17 protein-coding genes are annotated in these 21,892 nt (G+C 71.0%); 11 read left to right on the plus strand and 6 right to left on the minus strand.

What is annotated here, in order from left to right; translation table 11 throughout:
- Positions 1-10: 10 nt before the first annotated feature.
- The 7 genes from RVR_RS23765 to RVR_RS23795 all read left to right on the plus strand — a co-directional run bounded on the left by RVR_RS23765 (position 11) and on the right by RVR_RS23795 (position 8,127).
- Positions 11-1,036 (plus strand): ABC transporter ATP-binding protein, encoded by a 1,026-nt coding sequence (locus tag RVR_RS23765; protein ID WP_202235874.1) that lies wholly within the window; start codon positions 11-13, stop codon positions 1,034-1,036.
- On the plus strand, positions 1,029-2,117 hold the full coding sequence (locus RVR_RS23770) for an ABC transporter ATP-binding protein (RefSeq protein ID WP_202235875.1): 1,089 nt from the start codon (positions 1,029-1,031) through the stop codon (positions 2,115-2,117). The genes RVR_RS23765 and RVR_RS23770 overlap by 8 nt, the downstream gene beginning before the upstream one ends.
- Positions 2,118-2,368: 251 nt before the next feature.
- The gene (locus RVR_RS23775; RefSeq protein WP_202235876.1) at positions 2,369-4,003 is read left to right on the plus strand and encodes a peptide ABC transporter substrate-binding protein; all 1,635 of its coding nucleotides are present in this window, start codon (positions 2,369-2,371) and stop codon (positions 4,001-4,003) included.
- Positions 4,004-4,070: 67 nt separating this feature from the next.
- The gene (locus RVR_RS23780; RefSeq protein ID WP_202235878.1) at positions 4,071-4,994 is read left to right on the plus strand and encodes an ABC transporter permease; all 924 of its coding nucleotides are present in this window, start codon (positions 4,071-4,073) and stop codon (positions 4,992-4,994) included.
- Complete coding sequence (locus RVR_RS23785) at positions 4,987-5,985, plus strand: ABC transporter permease (protein ID WP_202235880.1); 999 nt, start codon at positions 4,987-4,989, stop codon at positions 5,983-5,985. Before RVR_RS23780 ends, RVR_RS23785 begins: the two co-directional genes overlap by 8 nt.
- An 11-nt stretch (positions 5,986-5,996) precedes the next feature.
- Positions 5,997-7,073, plus strand: a complete 1,077-nt coding sequence (locus RVR_RS23790; protein WP_202235882.1) for an ABC transporter ATP-binding protein — start codon at positions 5,997-5,999, stop codon at positions 7,071-7,073.
- Positions 7,042-8,127 (plus strand): ABC transporter ATP-binding protein, encoded by a 1,086-nt coding sequence (locus tag RVR_RS23795; protein WP_202235884.1) that lies wholly within the window; start codon positions 7,042-7,044, stop codon positions 8,125-8,127. Before RVR_RS23790 ends, RVR_RS23795 begins: the two co-directional genes overlap by 32 nt.
- Positions 8,128-8,257: 130 nt before the next feature.
- Here the strand turns inward: RVR_RS23795 and RVR_RS23800 are convergent, their stop codons facing one another.
- The 6 genes from RVR_RS23800 to RVR_RS23825 all read right to left on the minus strand — a co-directional run bounded on the left by RVR_RS23800 (position 8,258) and on the right by RVR_RS23825 (position 17,379).
- Complete coding sequence (locus RVR_RS23800; protein WP_202235886.1) at positions 8,258-9,391, minus strand: ABC transporter ATP-binding protein; 1,134 nt, start codon at positions 9,389-9,391, stop codon at positions 8,258-8,260.
- A gap of 21 nt (positions 9,392-9,412) precedes the next feature.
- Positions 9,413-10,474, minus strand: coding sequence for an ABC transporter ATP-binding protein (locus RVR_RS23805; RefSeq protein ID WP_202235888.1), 1,062 nt, complete (start codon positions 10,472-10,474; stop codon positions 9,413-9,415).
- A gap of 113 nt (positions 10,475-10,587) precedes the next feature.
- Positions 10,588-11,571 carry an ABC transporter permease gene (locus tag RVR_RS23810; RefSeq protein WP_202235890.1) on the minus strand — a complete coding sequence of 328 codons (984 nt, stop codon included), beginning with the start codon at positions 11,569-11,571 and terminating at the stop codon, positions 10,588-10,590.
- A gap of 99 nt (positions 11,572-11,670) precedes the next feature.
- Positions 11,671-13,452 carry an ABC transporter substrate-binding protein gene (locus tag RVR_RS23815; protein WP_202235892.1) on the minus strand — a complete coding sequence of 594 codons (1,782 nt, stop codon included), beginning with the start codon at positions 13,450-13,452 and terminating at the stop codon, positions 11,671-11,673.
- A gap of 129 nt (positions 13,453-13,581) precedes the next feature.
- Positions 13,582-14,613, minus strand: a complete 1,032-nt coding sequence (locus RVR_RS23820) for an ABC transporter permease (RefSeq protein WP_202235894.1) — start codon at positions 14,611-14,613, stop codon at positions 13,582-13,584.
- A 537-nt stretch (positions 14,614-15,150) separates the two neighbouring features.
- Complete coding sequence (locus tag RVR_RS23825; RefSeq protein WP_202235897.1) at positions 15,151-17,379, minus strand: S9 family peptidase; 2,229 nt, start codon at positions 17,377-17,379, stop codon at positions 15,151-15,153.
- Between the two features lie 259 nt (positions 17,380-17,638).
- On the opposite strand from RVR_RS23825, the gene RVR_RS23830 reads away from it, so the two are divergent.
- The 4 genes from RVR_RS23830 to RVR_RS23845 all read left to right on the plus strand — a co-directional run bounded on the left by RVR_RS23830 (position 17,639) and on the right by RVR_RS23845 (position 21,814).
- A complete protein-coding gene (locus RVR_RS23830; protein ID WP_202235898.1) occupies positions 17,639-17,833 on the plus strand; it encodes a hypothetical protein in 195 nt (64 codons plus the stop codon).
- Between the two features lie 68 nt (positions 17,834-17,901).
- Complete coding sequence (gene mshB / locus RVR_RS23835; RefSeq protein ID WP_202235899.1) at positions 17,902-18,849, plus strand: N-acetyl-1-D-myo-inositol-2-amino-2-deoxy-alpha-D-glucopyranoside deacetylase; 948 nt, start codon at positions 17,902-17,904, stop codon at positions 18,847-18,849.
- Positions 18,846-19,286 carry a DUF6113 family protein gene (locus RVR_RS23840; protein ID WP_237404928.1) on the plus strand — a complete coding sequence of 147 codons (441 nt, stop codon included), beginning with the start codon at positions 18,846-18,848 and terminating at the stop codon, positions 19,284-19,286. Before mshB ends, RVR_RS23840 begins: the two co-directional genes overlap by 4 nt.
- A gap of 152 nt (positions 19,287-19,438) precedes the next feature.
- On the plus strand, positions 19,439-21,814 hold the full coding sequence (locus RVR_RS23845; RefSeq protein ID WP_202235900.1) for a hypothetical protein: 2,376 nt from the start codon (positions 19,439-19,441) through the stop codon (positions 21,812-21,814).
- Positions 21,815-21,892 lie beyond the last annotated feature (78 nt).

The raw sequence follows: 21,892 nt of genomic DNA on the forward strand, positions 1-21,892 counted from the left end.
AGGCGTCACGGTGACTGTCACCGACGAGAGGCCGGGCGCCGCGGCGCCCGCGTCCACCACCCCGCTGCTCGACGTGCGGGACCTGCACGTGGAGTTCCACACCCGCGACGGGGTCGCCCGCGCCGTCAACGGCGTGAACTACTCCGTCCGCGCCGGCGAGACGCTGGCGGTGCTCGGCGAGTCCGGCTCCGGCAAGTCCGTGACCGCGCAGACGGTGATGGGCATCCTCGACATGCCGCCCGGCCGGATCACGCACGGCGAGATCCTCTTCCAGGGCCAGGACATGCTGAAGATGTCCGCGGAGCAGCGGCGCCGCATCCGCGGCCGGAAGATCGCGATGATCTTCCAGGACGCGCTGTCCTCGCTGAACCCGGTGCTCAGCGTGGGCTACCAGCTCGGCGAGATGTTCCGGGTGCACCAGGGGCTGTCCCGCAGGCAGGCGCGCGCCAAGGCGGTCGAGCTGATGGACCGGGTGCGCATCCCGGCCGCGAAGGACCGGGTCGGCGACTACCCGCACCAGTTCTCCGGCGGCATGCGGCAGCGGATCATGATCGCGATGGCGCTGGCCCTGGAGCCGGACCTGATCATCGCGGACGAGCCGACGACGGCGCTGGACGTGACGGTGCAGGCGCAGGTGATGGACCTGCTGGCGGAGTTGCAGCGCGAGTACCACATGGGGCTGATCCTGATCACCCACGACCTGGGGGTGGTCGCGGACGTGGCCGACAAGATCGCGGTGATGTACGCGGGGCGGATCGTGGAGACCTCGCCCGTCCACGACATCTACCGGTCGCCGGCGCACCCGTACACCAAGGGCCTGCTCCAGTCGATCCCGCGGTTGGACCGCAAGGGGCAGGAGCTGTACGCGATCAAGGGCCTGCCGCCCAACCTGACCCGCATCCCCGGCGGTTGCGCGTTCCACCCGCGCTGCCCGATCGCGCGGGACGTGTGCCGGACCGAGGTTCCGCCGCTGCACACCGTCGGCGCCGAGCGGGGCAGCGCCTGCCACTTCTGGAAGGAGACGATCGGTGACTGAACCCATCCTGCGGGTCCGCAACCTGGTCAAGCACTTCCCGCTGACCCGCGGCATCCTCTTCAAGAAGGAGGTCGGCGCGGTCAAGGCCGTGGACGGCATCTCCTTCGACCTGTACGCGGGGGAGACGCTGGGGATCGTCGGCGAGTCCGGCTGCGGCAAGTCGACCGTGGCCAAGCTGCTGATGAACCTGGAGCGGGCCACCTCCGGCGAGGTGTTCTACAAGGGCGAGGACATCACCAGGCTGTCCGGGCGGGCGCTGAAGGCGGTCCGCCGGAACATCCAGATGGTCTTCCAGGACCCCTACACCTCGCTGAACCCGCGGATGACGGTCGGCGACATCATCGGCGAGCCCTTCGAGATCCATCCCGAGGCGGCGCCCAAGGGCGATCGCCGGCGCCGGGTGCGCGAGCTGCTGGACGTGGTCGGGCTCAACCCCGAGTACATCAACCGCTACCCGCACCAGTTCTCCGGCGGGCAGCGCCAGCGCATCGGCATCGCCCGCGGCCTCGCCCTCAACCCGGAGATCATCATATGCGACGAGCCGGTCTCCGCGCTGGACGTCTCGGTGCAGGCGCAGGTGGTCAACCTGATGGAGAAGTTGCAGGACGAGTTCGGCCTGTCCTACCTCTTCATCGCGCACGACCTGTCGATCGTGCGGCACATCTCCGACCGGGTCGGCGTGATGTACCTGGGGCGGATGGCGGAGATCGGCACGGACGCCGAGATCTACGAGCACCCGACCCACCCCTACACCCAGGCGCTGCTGTCCGCGGTGCCGGTGCCCGACCCGGCGGGCCGCGAGGAGCGGGTGGGGGCCGCCGCGGGCAGCGAGGGCGGCGCCCCCGACGGGGGCCGGGGCAGGATCATCCTCACCGGCGACGTGCCCTCGCCGGCGAACCCGCCGTCCGGCTGCCGGTTCCGCACCCGCTGCTGGAAGGCGGAGGAGCGGTGCGCGCAGGAGACCCCGGTGCTCGCGGTGCCGGCGGTCTTCGCCGGTACCTCCGGCCCGGCCGCGCACGCGTCGGCGTGCCACTTCGCGGCGGAGCGCGACGTGGCCGGCAAGGCGGCCGACGCCGCCTGACGCACCGTCGCCCGCCGCCGTACGGACGGCGCCCCCGGCGCCCCGGCCCGCCTCGACGCGGACCGGGGCGCTGCGCCGTGCCGGGCCCGGCGACCGCGCGGGCGCGTCCACCCGGGTGAACTTCGGTTGCCCGGCCGCCTCCTGACCCGCACTTTGGCCCCGCGACACGGGGAGTCAAGAAGTGCGGTTATGTCCTTATTGCGGTGTCATGGGTACTTACATGCCATTGGTGACCCATGAGGAGGCGTTCGATGCGCGGAGCCACACGCGTGAGGTGTGCGGTGGGCGTGCTGGCGGTCGCGCTGGCCGCGACGGCCTGCGGCGGCGGGAGCAGCAGCGGCGACGGCGGCGGCAGCGGGATCGTCCGCGCCTCCTGGGGTGACCCGCAGAACCCGCTGGAGCCCGCCGACACCAACGAGGTGCAGGGCGGCAAGGTGCTCGACATGATCTTCCGGGGACTGAAGAAGTACAACCCGAAGACCGCCGAGGCCGAGAACATGATCGCCCAGTCGATCACCACCACCGACTCGCAGAACTTCGACATCAAGATCAAGTCCGGATGGAAGTTCAGCAACGGCGAGCCGGTCACCTCCGACTCCTTCATCAACGCCTGGAACTACGGCGCCCTGCTGAAGAACGCCCAGCTCAACGCCTTCTTCTTCGAGCAGATCGACGGCTACGACAAAGTGCACCCCGACGCCGCCGGGGCCAAGTCGACCGCCACTAAGCTCTCCGGTCTGACGAAGGTGTCGGACACCGAGTTCAAGGTGAAGCTCAACCAGAAGTTCTCGCTGTGGCCGGACACCCTCGGCTACTCGGCGTTCTACCCGCTGCCGCAGTCGTTCTTCAGCAACCACTCGGCCTGGCTGAAGAGCCCGGTCGGCGACGGCCCGTACACGATCCAGAAGTACACCAAGGGCACCCAGATGTCGCTGCGCAAGTGGGACGGGTACAAGGGCCCCGACGCGGCCGAGAACAACGGTGTCGACCTGCGGGTGTACACCGACAACAACACCGCGTACACCGACCTGCAGGCCGGCAACATCGACCTGGTCGACGACATCCCGGCCACGCAGCTGAAGAACGTCAAGTCCGACCTCGGCAGCCGCTACATCAACGAGCCGGCCGGCATCATCCAGACCATCGCCTTCCCGCTCTACGACGACCGCTGGTCGTCGGCGAAGTCCGCGCTGGTCCGGCAGGGCCTGTCGATGGCGATCAACCGCAAGCAGATCACCCAGCAGATCTTCCAGAACACCCGCACCCCGGCCACCGACTGGACCTCGCCGGTGCTCGGCGACGCGGGCGGCTACAAGGAGGGGCTGTGCGGTGACACCTGCGACTACAACCCCACCAAGGCCAAGCAACTGATCCAGCAGGGCGGCGGCCTGCCCGGCGGACGGATCACCATCGGCTACAACGCCGACACCGGCTCGCACAAGGACTGGGTGGACGCGGTCTGCAACAGCATCAACAACGTGCTGGACAACAACAAGGCGTGCGTGGGCGAGCCGACCGGCACCTTCGCCGACTTCCGGAACAAGATCACCAACAAGCAGATGACCAACCCGTTCCGGTCCGGCTGGCAGATGGACTACCCGCTGATCCAGGACTTCCTGCAGCCGCTGTACTACACCGACGCCTCCTCGAACGACTCGCACTACAGCAACCCGCAGTTCGACAAGCTCGTCAACGAGGCGAACGCCGAGAGCGACACGGGCAAGGCCGTCGGCACCTTCCAGGACGCGGAGAAGCTGCTGGTCAAGGATATGCCGGCGATCCCGCTGTGGTACCAGAACGGCAGCGCGGGCTACTCCACGAACCTGAGCAACGTCACCCTCAACCCGTTCAGCGTGCCGGTCTACAACGAGATCAAGGTCAAGTGAGACCGGCCGGAGGCCGCACCGGGCCGCCCCGGTGCGGCCTCCGCCCGCACCCCGTGCAGGAGGCCCCGTGGGACGCTATGTGATCCGGCGGCTGCTCCAGATGATCCCGGTGTTCATCGGCAGCACGTTCCTGATCTTCTTCATGGTCTACGCGCTCGGCGACCCCGTCGCCGCGCTCTTCGGCGACAAGGCGCCCGACCCGGCCACCGCCGCCCAGATCCGGCACGACCTGTACCTCGACCACTCGCTGGGGGCCCAGTACCTGCACTACATGAAGAACATCTTCGTCGGGGACTTCGGCACCGCCTTCAACGGCGAGTCGGTGACCTCGCTGATGGGCAGCGCCTTCCCGATCACCATCCGGCTGACCATCGTGGCGATCATCTTCGAGATCATCATCGGCATCCTGCTCGGCGTGATCACCGGCATGCGGCGCGGCAAGCCGGTCGACACCGGCGTGCTGCTGCTGACGCTGGTGGTCATCTCGGTGCCCACCTTCGTGACCGGCTACGTGCTCCAGTACGTCTTCGGCGTGGAGCTGAAGTGGACCGCGCCCTCGGTGTCGCCGAGCGCGCCGTTCAACGAGCTGATCCTGCCCGGTCTGGTGCTGGCCCTGGTCTCGCTCGCCTACGTCACCCGGCTCACCCGCACCTCGATCGCCGAGAACACCCGCGCCGACTACGTGCGCACCGCCGTCGCCAAGGGCCTGCCCCGGCACCGGGTGATCACCCGGCACCTGCTGCGCAACTCGCTGATCCCGGTGGTGACCTTCATCGGCACCGACATCGGCGCCCTGATGGGCGGCGCGATCGTCACCGAGCGCATCTTCAACATCCACGGTGTCGGCTACCAGCTCTACCAGGGCATCCTGCGCAACAACGCTCCCACCGTGGTCGGCTTCGTCACCATCCTGGTGCTGGTGTTCCTGCTGGCCAACCTGCTGGTCGACCTGCTCTACGCGGTCCTGGACCCGAGGATTCGCTATGCCTGAACCGATGGACCCCAAAGAGCCGCTCGACCCCAACCAGGCGATCGCGCCGACCGGCGGCTTCGGCGGCGGCATGGACCTGGCCGCCACCGACGCGGAGACCCTGGAGAAGCCGCCGGGGGAGGACCAGGAGGGCGGCCCCGCCGCCAAGCCCCGCAGCCTGTGGTCCGACGCCTGGCGGGACCTGCGGCGCAACCCGATCTTCATCATCTCCGCGCTGATCATCCTCTTCCTGGTCTTCATCTCGATCTGGCCCGGCACCATCGCCACCCAGGACCCGTTGAAGGCCAACCTGGCCAGGGCGCAGGAGGGTTCGGCACCCGGCCACCCCTTCGGCTTCGACAACCAGGGCCGCGACGTCTACACCCGCGTCGTGTACGGCGCCCGGGCGTCGGTCACCGTCGGCGTCTGCGCCACCGCCGGCGTGGTGATCCTCGGCAGCGTGCTGGGCGGCCTGGCCGGGTTCTTCGGGGGCTGGTGGGACTCGATCCTCTCCCGGATCAGCGACGTGTTCTTCGGCATCCCGGTGGTCCTGGGCGGCCTGGTCTTCCTGTCGGTGGTCACCAACTCCACGGTGTGGCCGGTGGTCGGCTTCATGGTGCTGCTCGGCTGGCCGCAGATCGCGCGCATCGCCCGCGGCTCGGTGATCACCGCCCGGCAGAACGACTACGTGCAGGCCGCCCGCGCCCTCGGCGCCGGCAACTCCCGGATGCTGGTGCGCCACATCGCGCCCAACGCGGTCGCCCCGGTGATCGTGGTCGGCACCATCGCGCTGGGCACGTACATCGCGCTGGAGGCCACCTTGTCCTACCTCGGCGTGGGCCTGAAGCCGCCCACCGTCTCCTGGGGCATCGACATCTCCGACGCGTCCAGCGAGATCCGCAACGCGCCGCACATGCTGCTGTGGCCGGCGGGCGCGCTGAGCATCACGGTGCTGGCGTTCATCATGCTCGGCGACGCGGTCCGCGACGCCCTCGACCCCAAGCTGCGCTAGGAGGCGTCGCGATGCCAACAGGTGGCACAGGAGCCACGGACGCGGCGGAGGCGCCGTCCGGGCGGCCGCCCGCCGGCGCCGGCGACGGCCCGCTGCTCGACGTGCGGGACCTGCACGTGGAGTTCCGTACCCGGGAGGGCACCGCGAAGGCGGTCAACGGCGTCAACTACTCCGTCCACGCGGGCGAGACGCTGGCGGTGCTCGGCGAGTCCGGGTCCGGCAAGTCCGTGACCGCGCAGGCGATCATGGGCATCCTCGACTCGCCACCGGGGTTCGTCACCCAGGGCGAGGTCGTCTTCCAGGGCCGCGACCTGCTCAGGCTCGGCACCGAGGAGCGCCGCCGGGTCCGCGGCGCGAAGATGGCGATGATCTTCCAGGACGCGCTGTCCTCGCTGAACCCGGTGCTGAGCGTCGGCGACCAGCTCGGCGAGATGTTCCGGGTGCACCACAAGGCATCCCGCAAGGACGCCCGCGCCAAGGCGATCGAGCTGATGGAGCGTGTCCGCATCCCCGCCGCGCGCGAGCGCGTCAAGCAGTACCCGCACCAGTTCTCCGGCGGCATGCGGCAGCGCGTCATGATCGCGATGGCGCTGGCCCTGGAGCCGGACCTGATCATCGCGGACGAGCCGACGACGGCGCTGGACGTGACGGTGCAGGCGCAGGTGATGGACCTGCTGGCGGAGTTGCAGCGCGAGTACAACATGGGGCTGATCCTGATCACCCACGACCTGGGGGTGGTCGCGGACGTGGCCGACAAGATCGCGGTGATGTACGCGGGGCGGATCGTGGAGACCTCGCCCGTCCACGACATCTACCGCGCCCCCGCCCACCCGTACACCAAGGGCCTGCTCGACTCGATTCCGCGGCTGGACCGCAAGGGGCAGGAGCTGTACGCGATCAAGGGCCTGCCGCCCAACCTGCTGCACATCCCGCCGGGCTGCGCCTTCAACCCGCGCTGCCCGCGCGCGCAGCAGGTGTGCCGCACCGACGTGCCCCCGCTGTACCGGGTCAGCCAGGACCGGGCGAGCGCCTGCCACTTCTGGAAGGAGACCCTGGATGACGACAGCCTCCCATCCGCAGACGCCTGAGCTGCCGGTGCCGCCCGACCCCGGCGGCCGGGAGCCGATCCTGCGGGTCCGCCGCCTCGTCAAGCACTTCCCGCTGACCCGCGGCATCCTCTTCAAGAAGCAGATCGGCGCCGTGCAGGCGGTCGACGGCGTCACCTTCGACCTGTACGCGGGGGAGACGCTGGGGATCGTCGGCGAGTCCGGCTGCGGCAAGTCGACCGTGGCCAAGCTGCTGATGAACCTGGAGCAGCCCACCGCGGGCGAGATCCTCTACAAGGGCGAGGACATCACCAGGCTGTCCGGGCGGGCGCTGAAGGCGGTCCGCCGGAACATCCAGATGGTCTTCCAGGACCCCTACACCTCGCTGAACCCGCGGATGACGGTCGGGGACATCATCGGCGAGCCGTACGACATCCACCCCGAGGTGGCGCCCAAGGGCGACCGGCGGCGCCGGGTGCGGGAACTGCTGGACGTGGTCGGGCTCAACCCCGAGTACATCAACCGCTACCCGCACCAGTTCTCCGGCGGTCAGCGCCAGCGCATCGGCATCGCCCGCGGCCTCGCCCTGCGCCCGGAGGTCATCGTGGCCGACGAGCCGGTCTCCGCGCTGGACGTCTCGGTGCAGGCGCAGGTGGTCAACCTGATGGAGCGCCTACAGGACGAGTTCCAGTTGTCGTACATGTTCATCGCGCACGACCTGTCGATCGTGCGGCACATCGCGGACCGGGTCGGGGTGATGTACCTCGGCAAGATCGTGGAGATCGGCTCGGACACCGAGATCTACGAGCACCCGACGCACCCCTACACCCAGGCGCTGCTGTCCGCGGTGCCGGTGCCCGACCCGGAGGCGCGCGAGCATCGCGAGCGGATCATCCTCGCCGGCGACGTGCCCTCGCCGGCGAACCCGCCGTCCGGCTGCCGGTTCCGCACCCGCTGCTGGAAGGCCCAGGAGATCTGCGCCGAGCAGGAGCCGCTGCTGGCGGTGCCCGAGGTCTTCCGGGCCACCGCCGGTCCGACCGAGCACCCCTCGGCGTGCCACTTCGCGGAGGAGAAGCAGATCGTGCCGCCCGAGTGAGCGGCCGCCGACCGCGCCGGCCTCCCGGAGGAGGAACCGGAGACGGACGAACGCCGGGGCCGTGCCCGCCCCCCGAGGAGGGGGCGGGCACGGCCCCGGCGTTCACGGGTACCGCGGCGGTGGCCGGAGGTCAGGCGGTCTCCTCCGCGGAGGCCGCCGCCGGCCCGGAGTCCTCGATCGCGGCGAGCGCCGGGTCGAGGACGATGTCCTCCTTGCGCGCCTCCACCGAGGGCTCCTCCGGGAAGTGGCACGCCGTCAGGTGGCCGTCGGAGCTGCCGCCGAGCTGCACCAGCGGCGGCTCCTGCTCCGCGCAGAGGTCCTGGGCCTTCCAGCAGCGGGTGCGGAACCGGCAGCCGGACGGCGGGTTGATCGGCGAGGGCACGTCGCCCGCCAGCCGGATGCGCTCGCGGCCGTCGTCGTCCGGGTCCGCCTCCGGCGCCGCCGACAGCAGCGCGTGCGTGTACGGGTGGCGCGGCTTGTCGTAGATCGACTCGCGGTCGCCGATCTCCACGATCTTGCCGAGGTACATCACCGCGATGCGCTGCGAGAAGTGCCGGACGATCGCCAGGTCGTGCGCGATGAACAGGAAGGCGATGCCGAGCTCCCGCTGCACCTTCTGCAGCAGGTTCACCACCTGGGCCTGGATGGAGACGTCGAGCGCGGAGACCGGCTCGTCGGCCACGATCAGCTTCGGGTTCACCGACAGCGCCCGGGCCACGCCGATGCGCTGCCGCTGGCCGCCGGAGAACTCGTGCGGGAAGCGGTTGTAGTGCTCGGGGTTCAGGCCGACGATCTCCAGCAGCTCGCGGACCCGCTTCTCGCGGCCCCCGGCCGGGTTGATCCCGTTGATCTCCATCGGCGCCGAGACGATGCTGCCGACCGTCTGCCGCGGGTTCAGCGAGGCGTACGGGTCCTGGAAGATCATCTGGATCTCGGACCGGATCGGCGCCAGTTCCTTGCGGGAGGAGTGCGTGATGTCCTGCCCGGCGTACGCCAGCCGGCCGGCGGTCGGCTCCAGCAGCCGGGTGACGAGCCGGCCGGTGGTGGACTTGCCGCAGCCGGACTCGCCGACCATGCCGAGCGCCTCGCCCGCGTCGATGTGGAAGTCGAGCCCGTCCACCGCGCGGACGCTGCCCACCCGGCGCTGGAAGACGAAGCCCCCGGTGATCGGGAAGTACTTCTGCAGCCCCGACACCTCGAGCAGTTTCTCACCCGAACCGGGGCGCGGCTCGGGGACCTTGTCCAGGGTCACCTGTTCAGTCATTGCTTGTTCCTCGACTCCTGGTCAGCGCAGCCGCGGCTGGATCTGCTCGATGAAGATGTCACGCTTCTGGTCCGCCGTGAGGTGGCACGCCGCACCGCGTCCCGCAGGCAGCGTGGGCCGCTCCGTGGTGCACAGGCTGTCCGGCACCTGGTCGACGAACGCGCAGCGCGGGTGGAACGGGCACCCCGACGGCGGGTTCAGCAGGCTGGGCGGCGAACCCGGGACCGGCGCGAGCGGCACGTCCACGGACGCGGACAGGCGCGGGATGGAGCCCAGCAGGCCCCAGGCGTACGGGTGCTGGGGCGTCTTGAGGATGTCCCGCACGGTGCCGCGCTCGGCGGCCCGGCCGGCGTACATCACGACCACGTCGTCCGCGGTGTTGGCGATCACGCCCAGGTCGTGGGTGATCAGGATGATCGCGGTGCCGCTCTCCTGCTGGAGGTCCTTGAGCAGGTCCAGGATCTGGGCCTGCACGGTCACGTCCAGCGCCGTGGTCGGCTCGTCCGCGATCACCAGCTCGGGGTCGCAGACCAGCGCCATCGCGATCATCGCGCGCTGCCGCATACCGCCGGAGAACTGGTGCGGGTAGTCGTCCACCCGCGACTTGGGGTGCGGGATGCCGACCCGGTCCAGCATCTCGATGGCCCGTGACCGCGCCTCCTTCTTGGAGGCGCCCATGTGCTTCATGTAGGGCTCGGCGATCTGCCGCCCGACCGTGTAGTACGGCGACAGGGCGGTGAGCGAGTCCTGGAAGACCATGGACATCTTCTTGCCGCGCAGCTTCTCCAGCGTGTGCTCGGAGGCGCCGGTCAGCTCCTGGCCGTCGAGCACGATCTCGCCGGTGATGGTGGCGTTGCGCGGGTTGTGCAGGCCCAGGATCGCCAGGTTGGTGACCGACTTGCCGGAGCCGGACTCGCCCACGATGCCGAGGGTCTTGCCCCGGTCGAGGTCGAAGGACAGGCCGTCGACGGCCTTCACGACGCCGTCCTCCGTCGCGAACTGGACGTACAGGTCGCGCACCGAGAGGAAGTGCTCGGATTCCTGAGGCGTCGGCTCGGCCTCGGGCTTCGTCAGGATGGTCACGGGCGGGGTCTCCTACCGGGTGGTGCGCTGGTGGTCGCGGCTTGGGGGTCCCCCCGCCGGCCGCCGGAGGGGGTTCCCTCCGGCGCGACCACGGGGGTGGTGCGGGGCCGCGGTCACGACAGCCTGATCCGCGGGTCGATGAGGGCGTAGCAGGCGTCGATGATGATGTTGAAGGTGACGATCGCGGTGGCGCTGAAGAGCATGACGGCCATCTCCAGCGGCAGGTCGGTCTGCGTCACCGCGTTCACCGCGAGCATTCCGAGGCCGTGCAGGCCGAACGTCGACTCGGTGATGATCGCGCCGCCGAAGACGGAGCCGAGGTCGATGCCGAAGATCGTGATGATGGAGGCCGCGGCGCCGCGCAGGGCGTAGCGGTAGAACACGTACTTCGAGCCCATGCCCTTGGCGCGGGCGGCGCGGATGTGGTCCTCGGAGAGCTGCTCGATCATCAGCGAGCGGGTCTGCCGGCTGTAGTTGGACCAGAAGATCACCGACATGACCAGGCAGGGGAGCACCAGGCCGCTGATCGAGCCGACCGGGTCGGAGGACCACGTCGGGTCGTGGCCGTGGTCGAACCAGCCGAGGTTGTCGGCGAACAGCGCGATGGCCAGCGGGCCGATGAAGTAGATCTGCACCGAGTTGCCGAGCAGCGAGATGGAGCTGGCGACGCGGTCGAAGGTCTTGCCCTGCTGCCAGGCGGCGAGCATGCCCAGGCCGACGCCGATGATCAGGAACGCGGCGGAACCGCCGATCGCCAGCGACAGGGTGGTCGGGTAGCGGTCGGCGATGGTCGGCCAGATCGCCTGGTCGTTGGCGAAGGAGAAGCCGAAGCAGGGGGCCGGGCAGTTCTGCCCGTCGGGCATGTGCCGGCCGGTGAAGATGCCGGTCATGTAGTCCCAGTACTGCTGGTAGACCGGCAGGTCCAGGCCCATGCGGTGGTGGATGTCCCGCACGATGCCGGGGTTGGAGCAGTTCTTGCCGCACGCGAGCTGAGCCGGGTCGGCGGGTAGTACGAAGAACAGGAAATAGGTGACGGCGCTGATGGCCACCAGGATCACGATCGCGCCCAGAACGCGACGTGTGAGGAAACGGAGCATCGGTGAGCTCTTCCGTGGGGGCGCGGGCGGCGGCCGCGCGGTCAGATCCGGGGGCAGCCGGCCCAGGCGGTCGCCTGGGCCGGCTGCCCGGTTGTCGGACTACTGCTTGACGAACACGGTGTTGGCGTTGATGGTGCCGACGACCGAGTTGTAGGTCACACCACCCAGGCCGGAGCCGTAGATGTTGAAGTACTTGTCGAAGAGGAACGGCACCTGGGCGGTGTCCTTCGACAGGGAGTACTCCGACAGCTTCTCCCACTCGGCGGTCTGGGTCTTGACGTCAGCGATGTTCTTGATCCGCTGGATCTCGCTGTTGATGTGCGGGTCGTTCAGGAACGAGTAGTTGTTCGTTCCGTCGGTCAGGTTCGTACCGTCCATGGTCGGCGGGACCACGGTGGAGGCGTTCGGCCAGTCCGCGCCCCAGCCGGTGCGGTAGATGTCGAACTGGTTGTTCACCTTGCCGACGATCGTGTAGAAGGACGTCGCGTCGATCGCCTTGCGGACGACCTGGAAGCCGGCCTTCTCCAGCGCGTTGGCGATGGTCAGCGAGACCGTGGACCACTTCGGGGTGTTCGCGTACGGGAAGACCAGCTTCGGGTGCGGCTGACCGGCCTCCTTCAGCAGCTCCTTGGCCTTCTCCACGTTACCGGTCGGCTGGGTGAGCTTGCCGAACGGGTCGTACTTCTTCCACCCGGCGATGGTCGGGCTGAGCAGCGTGGTGCCCAGGTCGCCCTGCGGCGAGCCGCCCATGGCCTGCTGGACCTGCGACATCGGGAACGCGTAGGCGATCGCCTGGCGGACCTTCGGGTCGGTGATCCGCTTGGTGTTGATGTCGAGGGTCTCGACGTACGGCTGGTACTGGTTGATCGTCCGCGCCTTGTACTCCGCGTCCGTCGTCAGCTTGGCCATCTGCGAGGTGTCCGCGACACCGGACAGGTCGATCGCGTCCTTGTCGGTGCCCGAGCCGGCCATGATCCGCTGGGTCAGACCCGGCTGCTGGATGCCGAGCTGGAAGTTCCAGGAGTCCGGGTAGGCGTTGCGGATCGGGTCGGTCTTCGGGTCCCAGTACGGGTTGCGCTTGAAGACCAGGGACTTGCCGGGCTTGTACGAGGCGATCTCGTACGGGCCGGAGGAGACCGGGTGGTTGTTGTACGCGGCCTTGTCGTCCTTGGACTTCTCGACCGGAGCCGTCACCGGCATCGCCATCGCGTAGGGCGCGTCGGCGTGCGGGGTCTGGAAGTGGAAGACGACCGTCTTGTCGTCCGGCGTGGCGAGGATGCTGTCCGGGATCTCCTTGCCGTCGTACGGCCCCGCGTAGGCGTCCTTGAAGTTCGTGCCGTACAGCCAGCTCTGGATGTAGACCGGGCCCTGCGTGACGAAGCTCGCGAACAGCCGCTCGATGCTGTACTTCACGTCCTTGGACGTGATCGTCGTGCCGTCCTGGAACTTCAGGCCGCTCTTGAGCGTGAAGGTCCAGGTCTTGCCGCCGTCCGACATCTTGCCGGTGTCGGTGGCCATGTCGCCGACGAGGATCGTCTTACCGGTCTTCGGGTCGATCTTGTAGCCGGTCAGCGTACGGGCGTACAGCGGCGAGACCGACAACTGGTCGCTCACGTACTGCTGGGCCGGGTCCAGGTAGTCGAAGCCCGCCTGGTCCAGGTCCTGGACGGTGCCGCCCTTGGTCGCGCCCGCCACCGCAGGAGCCGGACCCGTGGAGTCGGCAGCGGTGCCGAGGCCGTAGTTCGGGACCGGTGCCTTGCTGGCGCCCCCTGCGCCGCTCGGGCTGGTGTCGCCACCACCGCTGCTGCACGCGGAGGCGGTCAGCGACAGAGCTCCGACGGCCGCGACCGCGGCCACCAAGCGAGCTTTGCTGTGTCTCATGAAATCCTGCCTGTCTGGACTGAACTGCCACTGATGCCGACGCCCGGCGGCCGCGTGCACGGACCGGTCCGACGACCTGGACAACTGGAACGATGAGCTGGCGGACCCGCACCCCGGGTACGGGGACCGCTAGCGAAGGGTCTTGGGGTCGAGAGCGTCCCGGACCGAGTCCCCGAGCAGGTTGAAGGCGACCACGAAGATCACCATCGCGATGCCGGGGAAGAACATGAAGGTGATGTCACTGTCGTAGAACGTGGCGCCGGTCTGGAACATCAGGCCCCAGTCCGGCGTGGGGTCGACGATGCCGACGCCGAGGTAGGACAGGCCCGCCTCCGCCGTCACGAAGACCGGGAGCATCAGGGTGGACTGCACCAGAATGGTGCTCCAGATGTTGGGCAGGAGCTCCTTGCTGATGATCCGCCACGAGGAGGCACCGCTGATCCGGGCCGCCTCCACGAACTCCCGCTCGCGCAGGCTCAGCACCTGGGCGCGCACCAGTCGGCCGATGCTCATCCAGCCCAGGATGAACTGCACCCCGATCAGCACCACCGGGCGGACCCACCAGGACTCCTGCTCGCCGGGCTTGACGAAGAAGAGGATCACGACCGGGGAGAACGCGATGAAGAAGAGCTGGCTGGGGAAGGACAGCATGAAGTCGGAGAACCGGCCCATGAAGTAGTCGGTCTTCCCGCCGAGGTAGCCCTGGGTCAGGCCGAAGAGCACGCCGACCCCGACCGCGAGCACGGTGACCGCGAGCGCGATCAGCAGCGAGGTGCGGATGCCGTAGAGCAGCAGCATGAACACGTCGCGGCCCAGGCGCGGCTCGATGCCGAACCAGTGGTCGCCGCTGATGCCGCCGTTCGGCTTGATCGGCAGGCCGAAGCCGTTCAGCAGGCCGTCGTCCTGACCGTACAGGTCGTACGCGTTCTTGCCGTAGAGCTTGCTGATGAGCGGCGCGCACAGCGGAAGGATGATGAACAGCGCCACGACGATCGCGCAGGCGATACCGGTCTTGTCGCGCTTGAAGCGCATCCAGGCCAGCTGTCCGGGGGTGCGTCCGGCGAGTTCACGGGGGTCCTTCGTGCCCGGGGTGCCGGAGTTGCCCTCGGGCTCGAGGGTGAGGCTGTCGCCATCGGCGGCAGCCTGGCTTGGACTCGTCATCTGGTTACTTCCCCGGGGGCCGAGAGCGTGCGATGCGACGCAGGTTGTGCGTCATGGGTTGAGCGGACTTTCGCAATGGAATCAACTTCCAGTCAAGGGGGGGAGGAAGGAAGAAAGCTTGTTGTTTGGCATCTTGAGCGAAGGTTTTGCAGATTGGTGTCCCTACGTGCTTGACAACGGTCATATCAAACGGACATAACGGATGTACTGGTACGTACCGCGTTTACATGTAAGCAACTTTTCTGTCGCAGCTCCGATATACGGACCGAGCAGTCTGAACAACGTACGGCCGTGCGGGTGCCGTAGGTCGGCCGGGGCTCGTGAAGACGGGTTCCCGGCCGGCCGTTCCGCCCACCTTCCGCCCGCCTTCCCGGACCCCCGCGGCCGGGTCGGGCGCGCGCCGTCATCACCCGACCGGCGGCAACCGAAGAAGCCCCCGACACATCAAGTGTCGAGGGCTTCGGTCGGGCGCCGCACGCCGGGTCCGCACCCGCGGGCGGTGCCCGGATGTCAGCGGCGCCCCGGGCGCCGCCTCCGCTACTTCTGCGGGCGCATGCCGAGGGCGCGCTTGAGGAAGTCCACCTGGAGCAGCAGCAGGTTCTCGGCCACCTGCTCCTGGGGCGTCATGTGGGTGACCCCGGACAGCGGCAGCACCTCGTGCGGCCGGCCGGCCGCCAGCAGCGCGGTGGACAGCCGCAGCGAGTGGGCGACCAGCACGTTGTCGTCGGCGAGGCCGTGGATCACCATCATCGGCCGGGCCGGCTCCGCGGCCTGGACCAGGCCGTGCTCGCCCACCAGGGAGTTCGCCTCGTAGACCTCCGGGTGCTCGCGGGGGTCGCCGAGGTAGCGCTCCATGTAGTGCGTGTCGTACAGCCGCAGGTCGGTGACCGGGGCGCCGACCACCGCCGCGTGGAAGACGTCCGGGCGGCGCAGCGCCGCGAGGCCGGCGAGGTAGCCGCCGTAGGACCAGCCGCGGATCGCCACCCGGCCCAGGTCGAGCGGGTACAGCTCGGCGACCGCGCGCAGGGCCGCCACCTGGTCGGGCAGCGAGACCCCGGCGAAGTCGCCGGCGACGGCCTTCTCCCACGCCGGGGACCGCCCCGGGGTGCCGCGGCCGTCGGCCACGATCACCGCGAAGCCCTGGTCGGCGAACCACTGCGAGACCAGGTGCGGGTTGTGCGCCGCGTACACCCGCTGGCCGTGCGGGCCGCCGTACGGGTCGAGGAGCACCGGCAGCGGGCCGTCGCCCTCGCGCCAGCCGGTCGGCAGCAGGACCGCGGTCGGGATGCGCAGCGGCCCCGCCTCCAGCAGCCGGGGGCGCGCGGTCAGCGACGGGGTCTCGGCGCGTGACGCGATCCGGCCGATCTCGGTGCCGCCGCGCAGCACCCGGGTCACCGGACCGGGACGGTCGAGGGTGGAGGAGGTCAGCACGGTCACGTCGCCGGCCCGGACCGCGGTGTGCACACCGGGCCGGTCCGAGACCCTGACCGGGGCGGCCTGGGCGCCGCCGCCGTCCACCCGGTAGACGTGCACCTCGCCGATCTCCGGATCGGCCGCAGCCTCGCCGGCGGACGCGGTCACCAGGAAGTCGTCCTCCCCGGCGTCCAGCACCGCCCGCAGGTGCAGCTCCGGGCCGGTCAGCGCCCGCCCGCCCACGGTGAGGGCGCGGGCGCCCGACGCGTCGGAGAGGGTGACCAGTTCACCGTCGGAGGTCCGGACCGGCACACCGGGGAAGAGATCCAGCCAAGTTGGATCTTCCTCGACGGCCACCGCCTCGGTCGCGCCCGTCACGGGGTCCACCGACAGGTACGCCTGCGCGCGCTGGTCCCGGCTCTGCACCAGCAGCAGCGCGGGGCCGCCCGACGACCAGCGCACCGACGCGAGGTAGGGGTAGCGGTCGCGGTCCCAGTCGATGTCCGTGCGCGAGCCGTCCAGGCCGAACAGGGCGAGGGTCACCTCCGCGTTGGGCGTGCCGGCCCGCGGGTAGGCGACCTCGACCGGTGCCCGGTCCGGGTGGGCGGGCTGCGAGATCCACCAGCGCTGGACCGGGGACTCGTCCACCCGCGCGACGAGCAGCGCGCTGCTGTCCGGCGCCCACCAGAAGCCGCGGGTGCGGTCCATCTCCTCCGCGGCCACGAACTCCGCGAGCCCCCACGTCACCGACGGGCCGTCGGGCTCGGCGAGCGCGCGGTCGGCCGGACCCGCGCCGCCGGCCGGCCCGGCGTCCGCGGGCGCCCCGCTGCGGGCCACCCGCAGCGCGCCGCCCGCCGCGTACGCCACCCAGCGGCCGTCCGGGGACGGGCGCGGGTCCACCACCGGGCCCGGCACGGGCAGTTCGCGCAACGCGGCCGCGCCCTCCGCCCCGCCCGGGCCCGGTGCGCCGGCCAGGTCCGCCACGAACAGCCGCCCCGACAGCGCGAAGGCGGCCAGCGCCACCGCGCGGTCCACGGCGAAGGCCACCACGCCCGCGGAGCCCTCCCGGCTGCGCTCGCGCCGGGCCCGCTCCGCCGCGGACAGCTCCTCGTCCGCACCGCCCAGCACGGCCGCGGGGTCGGCCACCAGCCGCTCCACCGCCGAGCCGGCCGGCTCCCCCTCGCCGGCGGGCGGCAGGTCCAGCACCCACAGCAACTGCTCCCGGTCGGTGCCGGACCGGGAGCGCACGAACGCCACCCGCTCCCCGCCGGGCGCGACCGCGAACGCCCGCGGGGCCCCGAGGGTGAACCGCTGTGTCCGCGCGTGCTGCCGGGGGAATGAGAGGTACGTCATACCCGCGACCCTAGAGGCTGGCACCGACAATCGCCCCCGGATTACCGCCGGTGTCGCCCGCGCCACGCTGACCTGGTCATCTGTCCCGGGCCCAGGAGCCTTACCGGACACGGGCGTTGGCTGGATCTGTTCATGCGCCCCCGCGTGCTTCCGTGCTCCGACTTATGCGGTCGCACGGAAAGTTATGATCCGTAGCCGTGGGTGGGTAATAAGCATGTGGCAACTGACATGGACCCTGCGTATGAGGAGGTGAGCCGCTGTGGCACTCTCGATTTCGGCGGTGCTGCTGCTGCTGATCATCGTGTTCCTGCTGATCCGCCGTTCAGGGCTCAAGGCAGGGCACGCGGTGGCCTGTACGTTGCTCGGCTTCTATCTCGCCAGTTCCTCGTGGGCGCCCCAGATCACCAACCTCACCAGCAACGTGGCGCAGACCATCTCCAACATCAAGATCTGAGTACGGGCGCGCGGGCGGCGGCACGGGCCGCCGCCCGGGTCCGGTGTGCGGAGCCGTAGGCTTCGACCATGACCGATGCTCCCGGCGGCACCCCCGAGCGGCGCCTGCTGTTCGTCCACGCCCACCCGGACGACGAGACGATCAACAACGGCGCCACCATGGCCAGGTACGCGGCCGAGGGGGCACGCGTCACCCTCGTCACCTGCACCCTCGGCGAGGAGGGCGAGGTGATCCCGCCGGAGCTGGCGCACCTCGCCGCCGACCGCGACGACACCCTCGGCGCGCACCGGATCGGCGAGCTGGGCGCGGCCATGGCCGAGTTGGGGGTCACCGACCACCGGTTCCTGGGCGGCCCCGGCCGCTACCGGGACTCCGGGATGATGGGCGCCGCCCAGAACGACAACCCGGCCTGCCTGTGGCGTGCCGACCTGGACGAGGCGGCCGGCCACCTCGCCGACGTCATCCTGGAGGTGCGCCCCCAGGTCCTGGTCACCTATGACGACAACGGCGGCTACGGCCACCCGGACCACATCCAGGCGCACCGCATCGCCCTGCGCGGCTACGAACTCGCCGCCGGGCGCGGCCACCGGGTCGACCGGGTCTACGAGATCTGCACGCCCCGCTCGGTCGTGCAGGCCGGCTTCGACCGGCTCGCCGCCCGGGGCCGGGACGTCCCCTTCGCCGGCGTCGCGACCCCGGACGACGTCCCCGGCGTGGTCGACGACGCCCTCGTGACGGTGTCGGTGGACGGCTCCGCCCACGCCGGCCGCAAGACGGCCGCGATGCGCGCGCACGCCTCGCAGATCGCCGTCGACGGCCCCTTCTTCGCGCTCTCCAACGACCTCGGGCAGCCGATCTTCGCCGTCGAGTACTACCGGCAGGTGCGCGGCGAGCCCTCCGGCCGGGCGGACGACCTGTTCGGCCCCGGCCCGCGGCCCGCGGCGCGTTCGGCGAAAGCGCCGGTCGGCGCCGCCGGGGGCGGCGAGGACGGCGGGACCGCCGGAGGCGGACGATGAGCCGCCCCGCCGACGGCCGCGGACGTCCCGTGCCCGCCCGCACGCCGATCTTCGGCCCGCTGTCCAGCCATCCGCGCGGGACGCAGGGCGCCCGCGTCGCGGGGTACGTCGGCCTCGCCGTCCTCGCGGTGGCCGTCGCGGTGGCCGGCGCCCTCGTCCAGGCCGCCTGGGAGCCGGGCGGCCTGCTGCTGGCGCTCGCCGGGTGCGTGGGCCTGTTCCTGGGGGGCGGCCGGCTCACCGGCACCCGGCTGGGCACCGTGGTGCCCGCCGCCGTCTGGCTGATCTGCGTGATCCTGCTCAGCGGCTCCCAGCCGGAGGGCGACTTCCTGCTCGCCGCCGGCATCGGCCCCTACGTCTACCTGCTCGGCGGTGCCCTGGGCGCGGTGATCTGCGCCACGCTGCCCCAAGTACCCCCATCCGGCACGAATAGGACCTGACTTGGCGGGCAGGGGCCGCCGCATGGTTGGGTGTGGCCCAGCGTTCCGCCGGACCGCAGCCGCCCCAGCGCACAGGTCGGTATGGTGGGTGCGCCGGCGAGCCGCCCGCCGACTGACGTGCCGGGTGGCGTGGAAAACCGGGAGAGCCTGCTTTGAGTCGTGAAACTGACAGTTCGTCCTCCGGTCCCCAGGGACGCGGCGGTGCCGCGTACCCGTCAGGGACCCCGCCTTACGGCCCCCGCCCCTTCCCGTCGCTGCACCCGCAGGAGCGGCCGCAGGCCGACCAGGAGCAGGACGGCGCCGGCGCGGCCGAACAGGGCAGGAACGCGGACGCGGCCGGCGAACCCAGGACCGAGACGACGCTGACCACCCGGATCAGGATCAACATCCCCGGCTCCCGGCCGATTCCGCCGGTCGTCATGCGGACCACCGTCGAGGAGGGCGCGGCCGCCTCCGCCGGCCCCCAGGCCGCCGGAGCCGCCGACACCCCCGACGCGGGCGGCGCGGCCGCCTCCGCCGGTGAACCGGCCGCCGAGGGCGGGCAGGGCGGGCAGGACGGCGAGGAGCCGTCGGAGCGCGCCGAGAAGGCGGAGAAGAAGGACAAGAAGGAGAAGACCAGCGACTGGTTCGTGCCGCGCAAGCCGGTCGGGTCCTCGGGCCCGGGCGCGAGCCCGGCCACCGGTCCGGGCGCCGGGCAGGCGCCTGGCAACGGCCCGCGCGGCGACGGGTTCCAGGGCGGCGCGGCCGCGGGCGCGCCCGGCGCCGGGCCGGCCCCCGCCGGCTTCCCCCCGGGCGTGCCGGCGACGGGCGACGGGTTCTCCGAAGGCTTCTCCGGCGACGGCTTCCAGGGCGACTTCCCGCGCGGTGCCGCGCCCGCGGGCGGGACGTCCGGCGGCGGCTTCACGGTGCCGCCGGCCGCGGACGGGAGCTTCTTCGGCGCCGGCACCCCCGCCGCGGGCACCCCGCAGGCGAACGACCCCTTCCCGGCGCCGTACACCGAGCAGTTCTCCGACCCCGACACCGGTACGCAGCAGATCCCGCAGGCGTTCCTGCCGCCGCCGGTGGGCTCGCCGTTCGACGACGGCCCCGCCGCGCGCGGCCCGCACGACACGCCCTCGGACGGGTTCCCGAGGTCCTTCGAGACGCCCCCGGGCGCGGCGGGCGGCGCCGAACAGGGCACCGGGAACGGTCCGTTCGGCACCGAGGGCTTCCCGCCCGGAGTGCCGCGCGGCATCCCCACCGACCCGTTCGGGGACGGCGGCGCGCCGCTGCCGCCCGCCGGGGCCACCACCGGGCCGGCCACCGGCGACATGGCGGTGCCGCCGGTGACCGGGGACACCGGCGAGCACGCCTTCCGCCCGCCGAACCCGGCCGGCTCCCGCCCGTCCGGGAAGCGGTCCGCGAGCGACACCCTGGTCGGCGGCATCCCGCCGGTACCGGCGGACGAGGGCCGCGACCGGTCGGCCGGGCGGCCCGGCGCCGCCGGCCCTGGGTCCGTGCCGCCGGGAGCGAAGGCGGCGGCCGGCTCCGCCGCGGGCGCCCCCGCGCCGTCCTCCCCGGCCGCGTCGGCCAAGCCGGCGAAGAAGGGCCGCTCCAAGCCGGCGCTGCTCGGTGCCGCGGTGGTCGGCGTCGCCGTCGTCGCCTACGGCGCCGGGCTGCTGATGAACCACTCCGACGTGCCCAAGGGCACCACCGTGCTGGGCGTGGACATCGGCAACACCAGCCAGGCGGCTGCCGTCAAGAAGCTCGACACCGCGCTCGGCAACCGGGGGACCGCGGCGCTGACGATCACCGTCGGCGGCAAGCAGCACTCCCTCAAGCCGTCGATCGCGGGCCTGTCCGTCGACACCGACGCCACCGTCCGCAAGGTCGCGCACCCCGACTACAACCCGGTCTCGGTGGTCGGCTCGCTCTTCGGCCAGACCCGGGTCGAGGAGCCGGTGGTGGTGGTCGACCAGGACAAGCTCAAGGCGGCGCTGACGTCCGTGGCGGGCCCGTCCGCCCAGGGCTCCGACGGCATGGTGCGCTTCGAGGACGGCAAGGCCGTCCCGGTGCCCGGCAAGCCGAGCCAGGCCGTCGACGTGGACGCCGCCGCGACCCAGGTCTCCGCCGCCTACCGGCAGCGGGCCGAGTCCGGCCGCAACACCCCGGTCGACCTGAAGGTCACCACGGTCCAGCCGAAGGTCACGCAGGCGGCCCTGGACAAGGCCGTCAGCGGCTTCGGCAAGACCGCGATGATGGGCCCGGTGCACATCCTCGCCGCAGGCCACGACGTGCCGTTCGAGAACACGCTGCCGCAGTTCCTCACCATGCAGGCCACCGCAGACGGGCAGCTCGCCCCGCACATCGACCTGAAGACCCTCCAGTCGCTGTACGGCAACTCCTTCGACGGAGTGCTCCTGGAGCGCGGCGACGGGTCGAAGACCGCGGTCACCCCGCAGGACGTCGCCACCGCGCTGATCCAGGCGCTCAACTCCAAGACGATCGCCGGGCGGAGCGTGACGCTCCCGGACGCGGTGCTCGGCTAGGGCCTGTCCGGCGGGGCGTGCCGGTCGGGCTCGCGGGGTCCGGTGCCGTGCGTCGCAAGGCGGAGAAGCATCCGCGTA

Source organism: Streptomyces sp. SN-593, from assembly GCF_016756395.1.
Lineage (GTDB): Bacteria > Actinomycetota > Actinomycetes > Streptomycetales > Streptomycetaceae > Actinacidiphila > Actinacidiphila reveromycinica.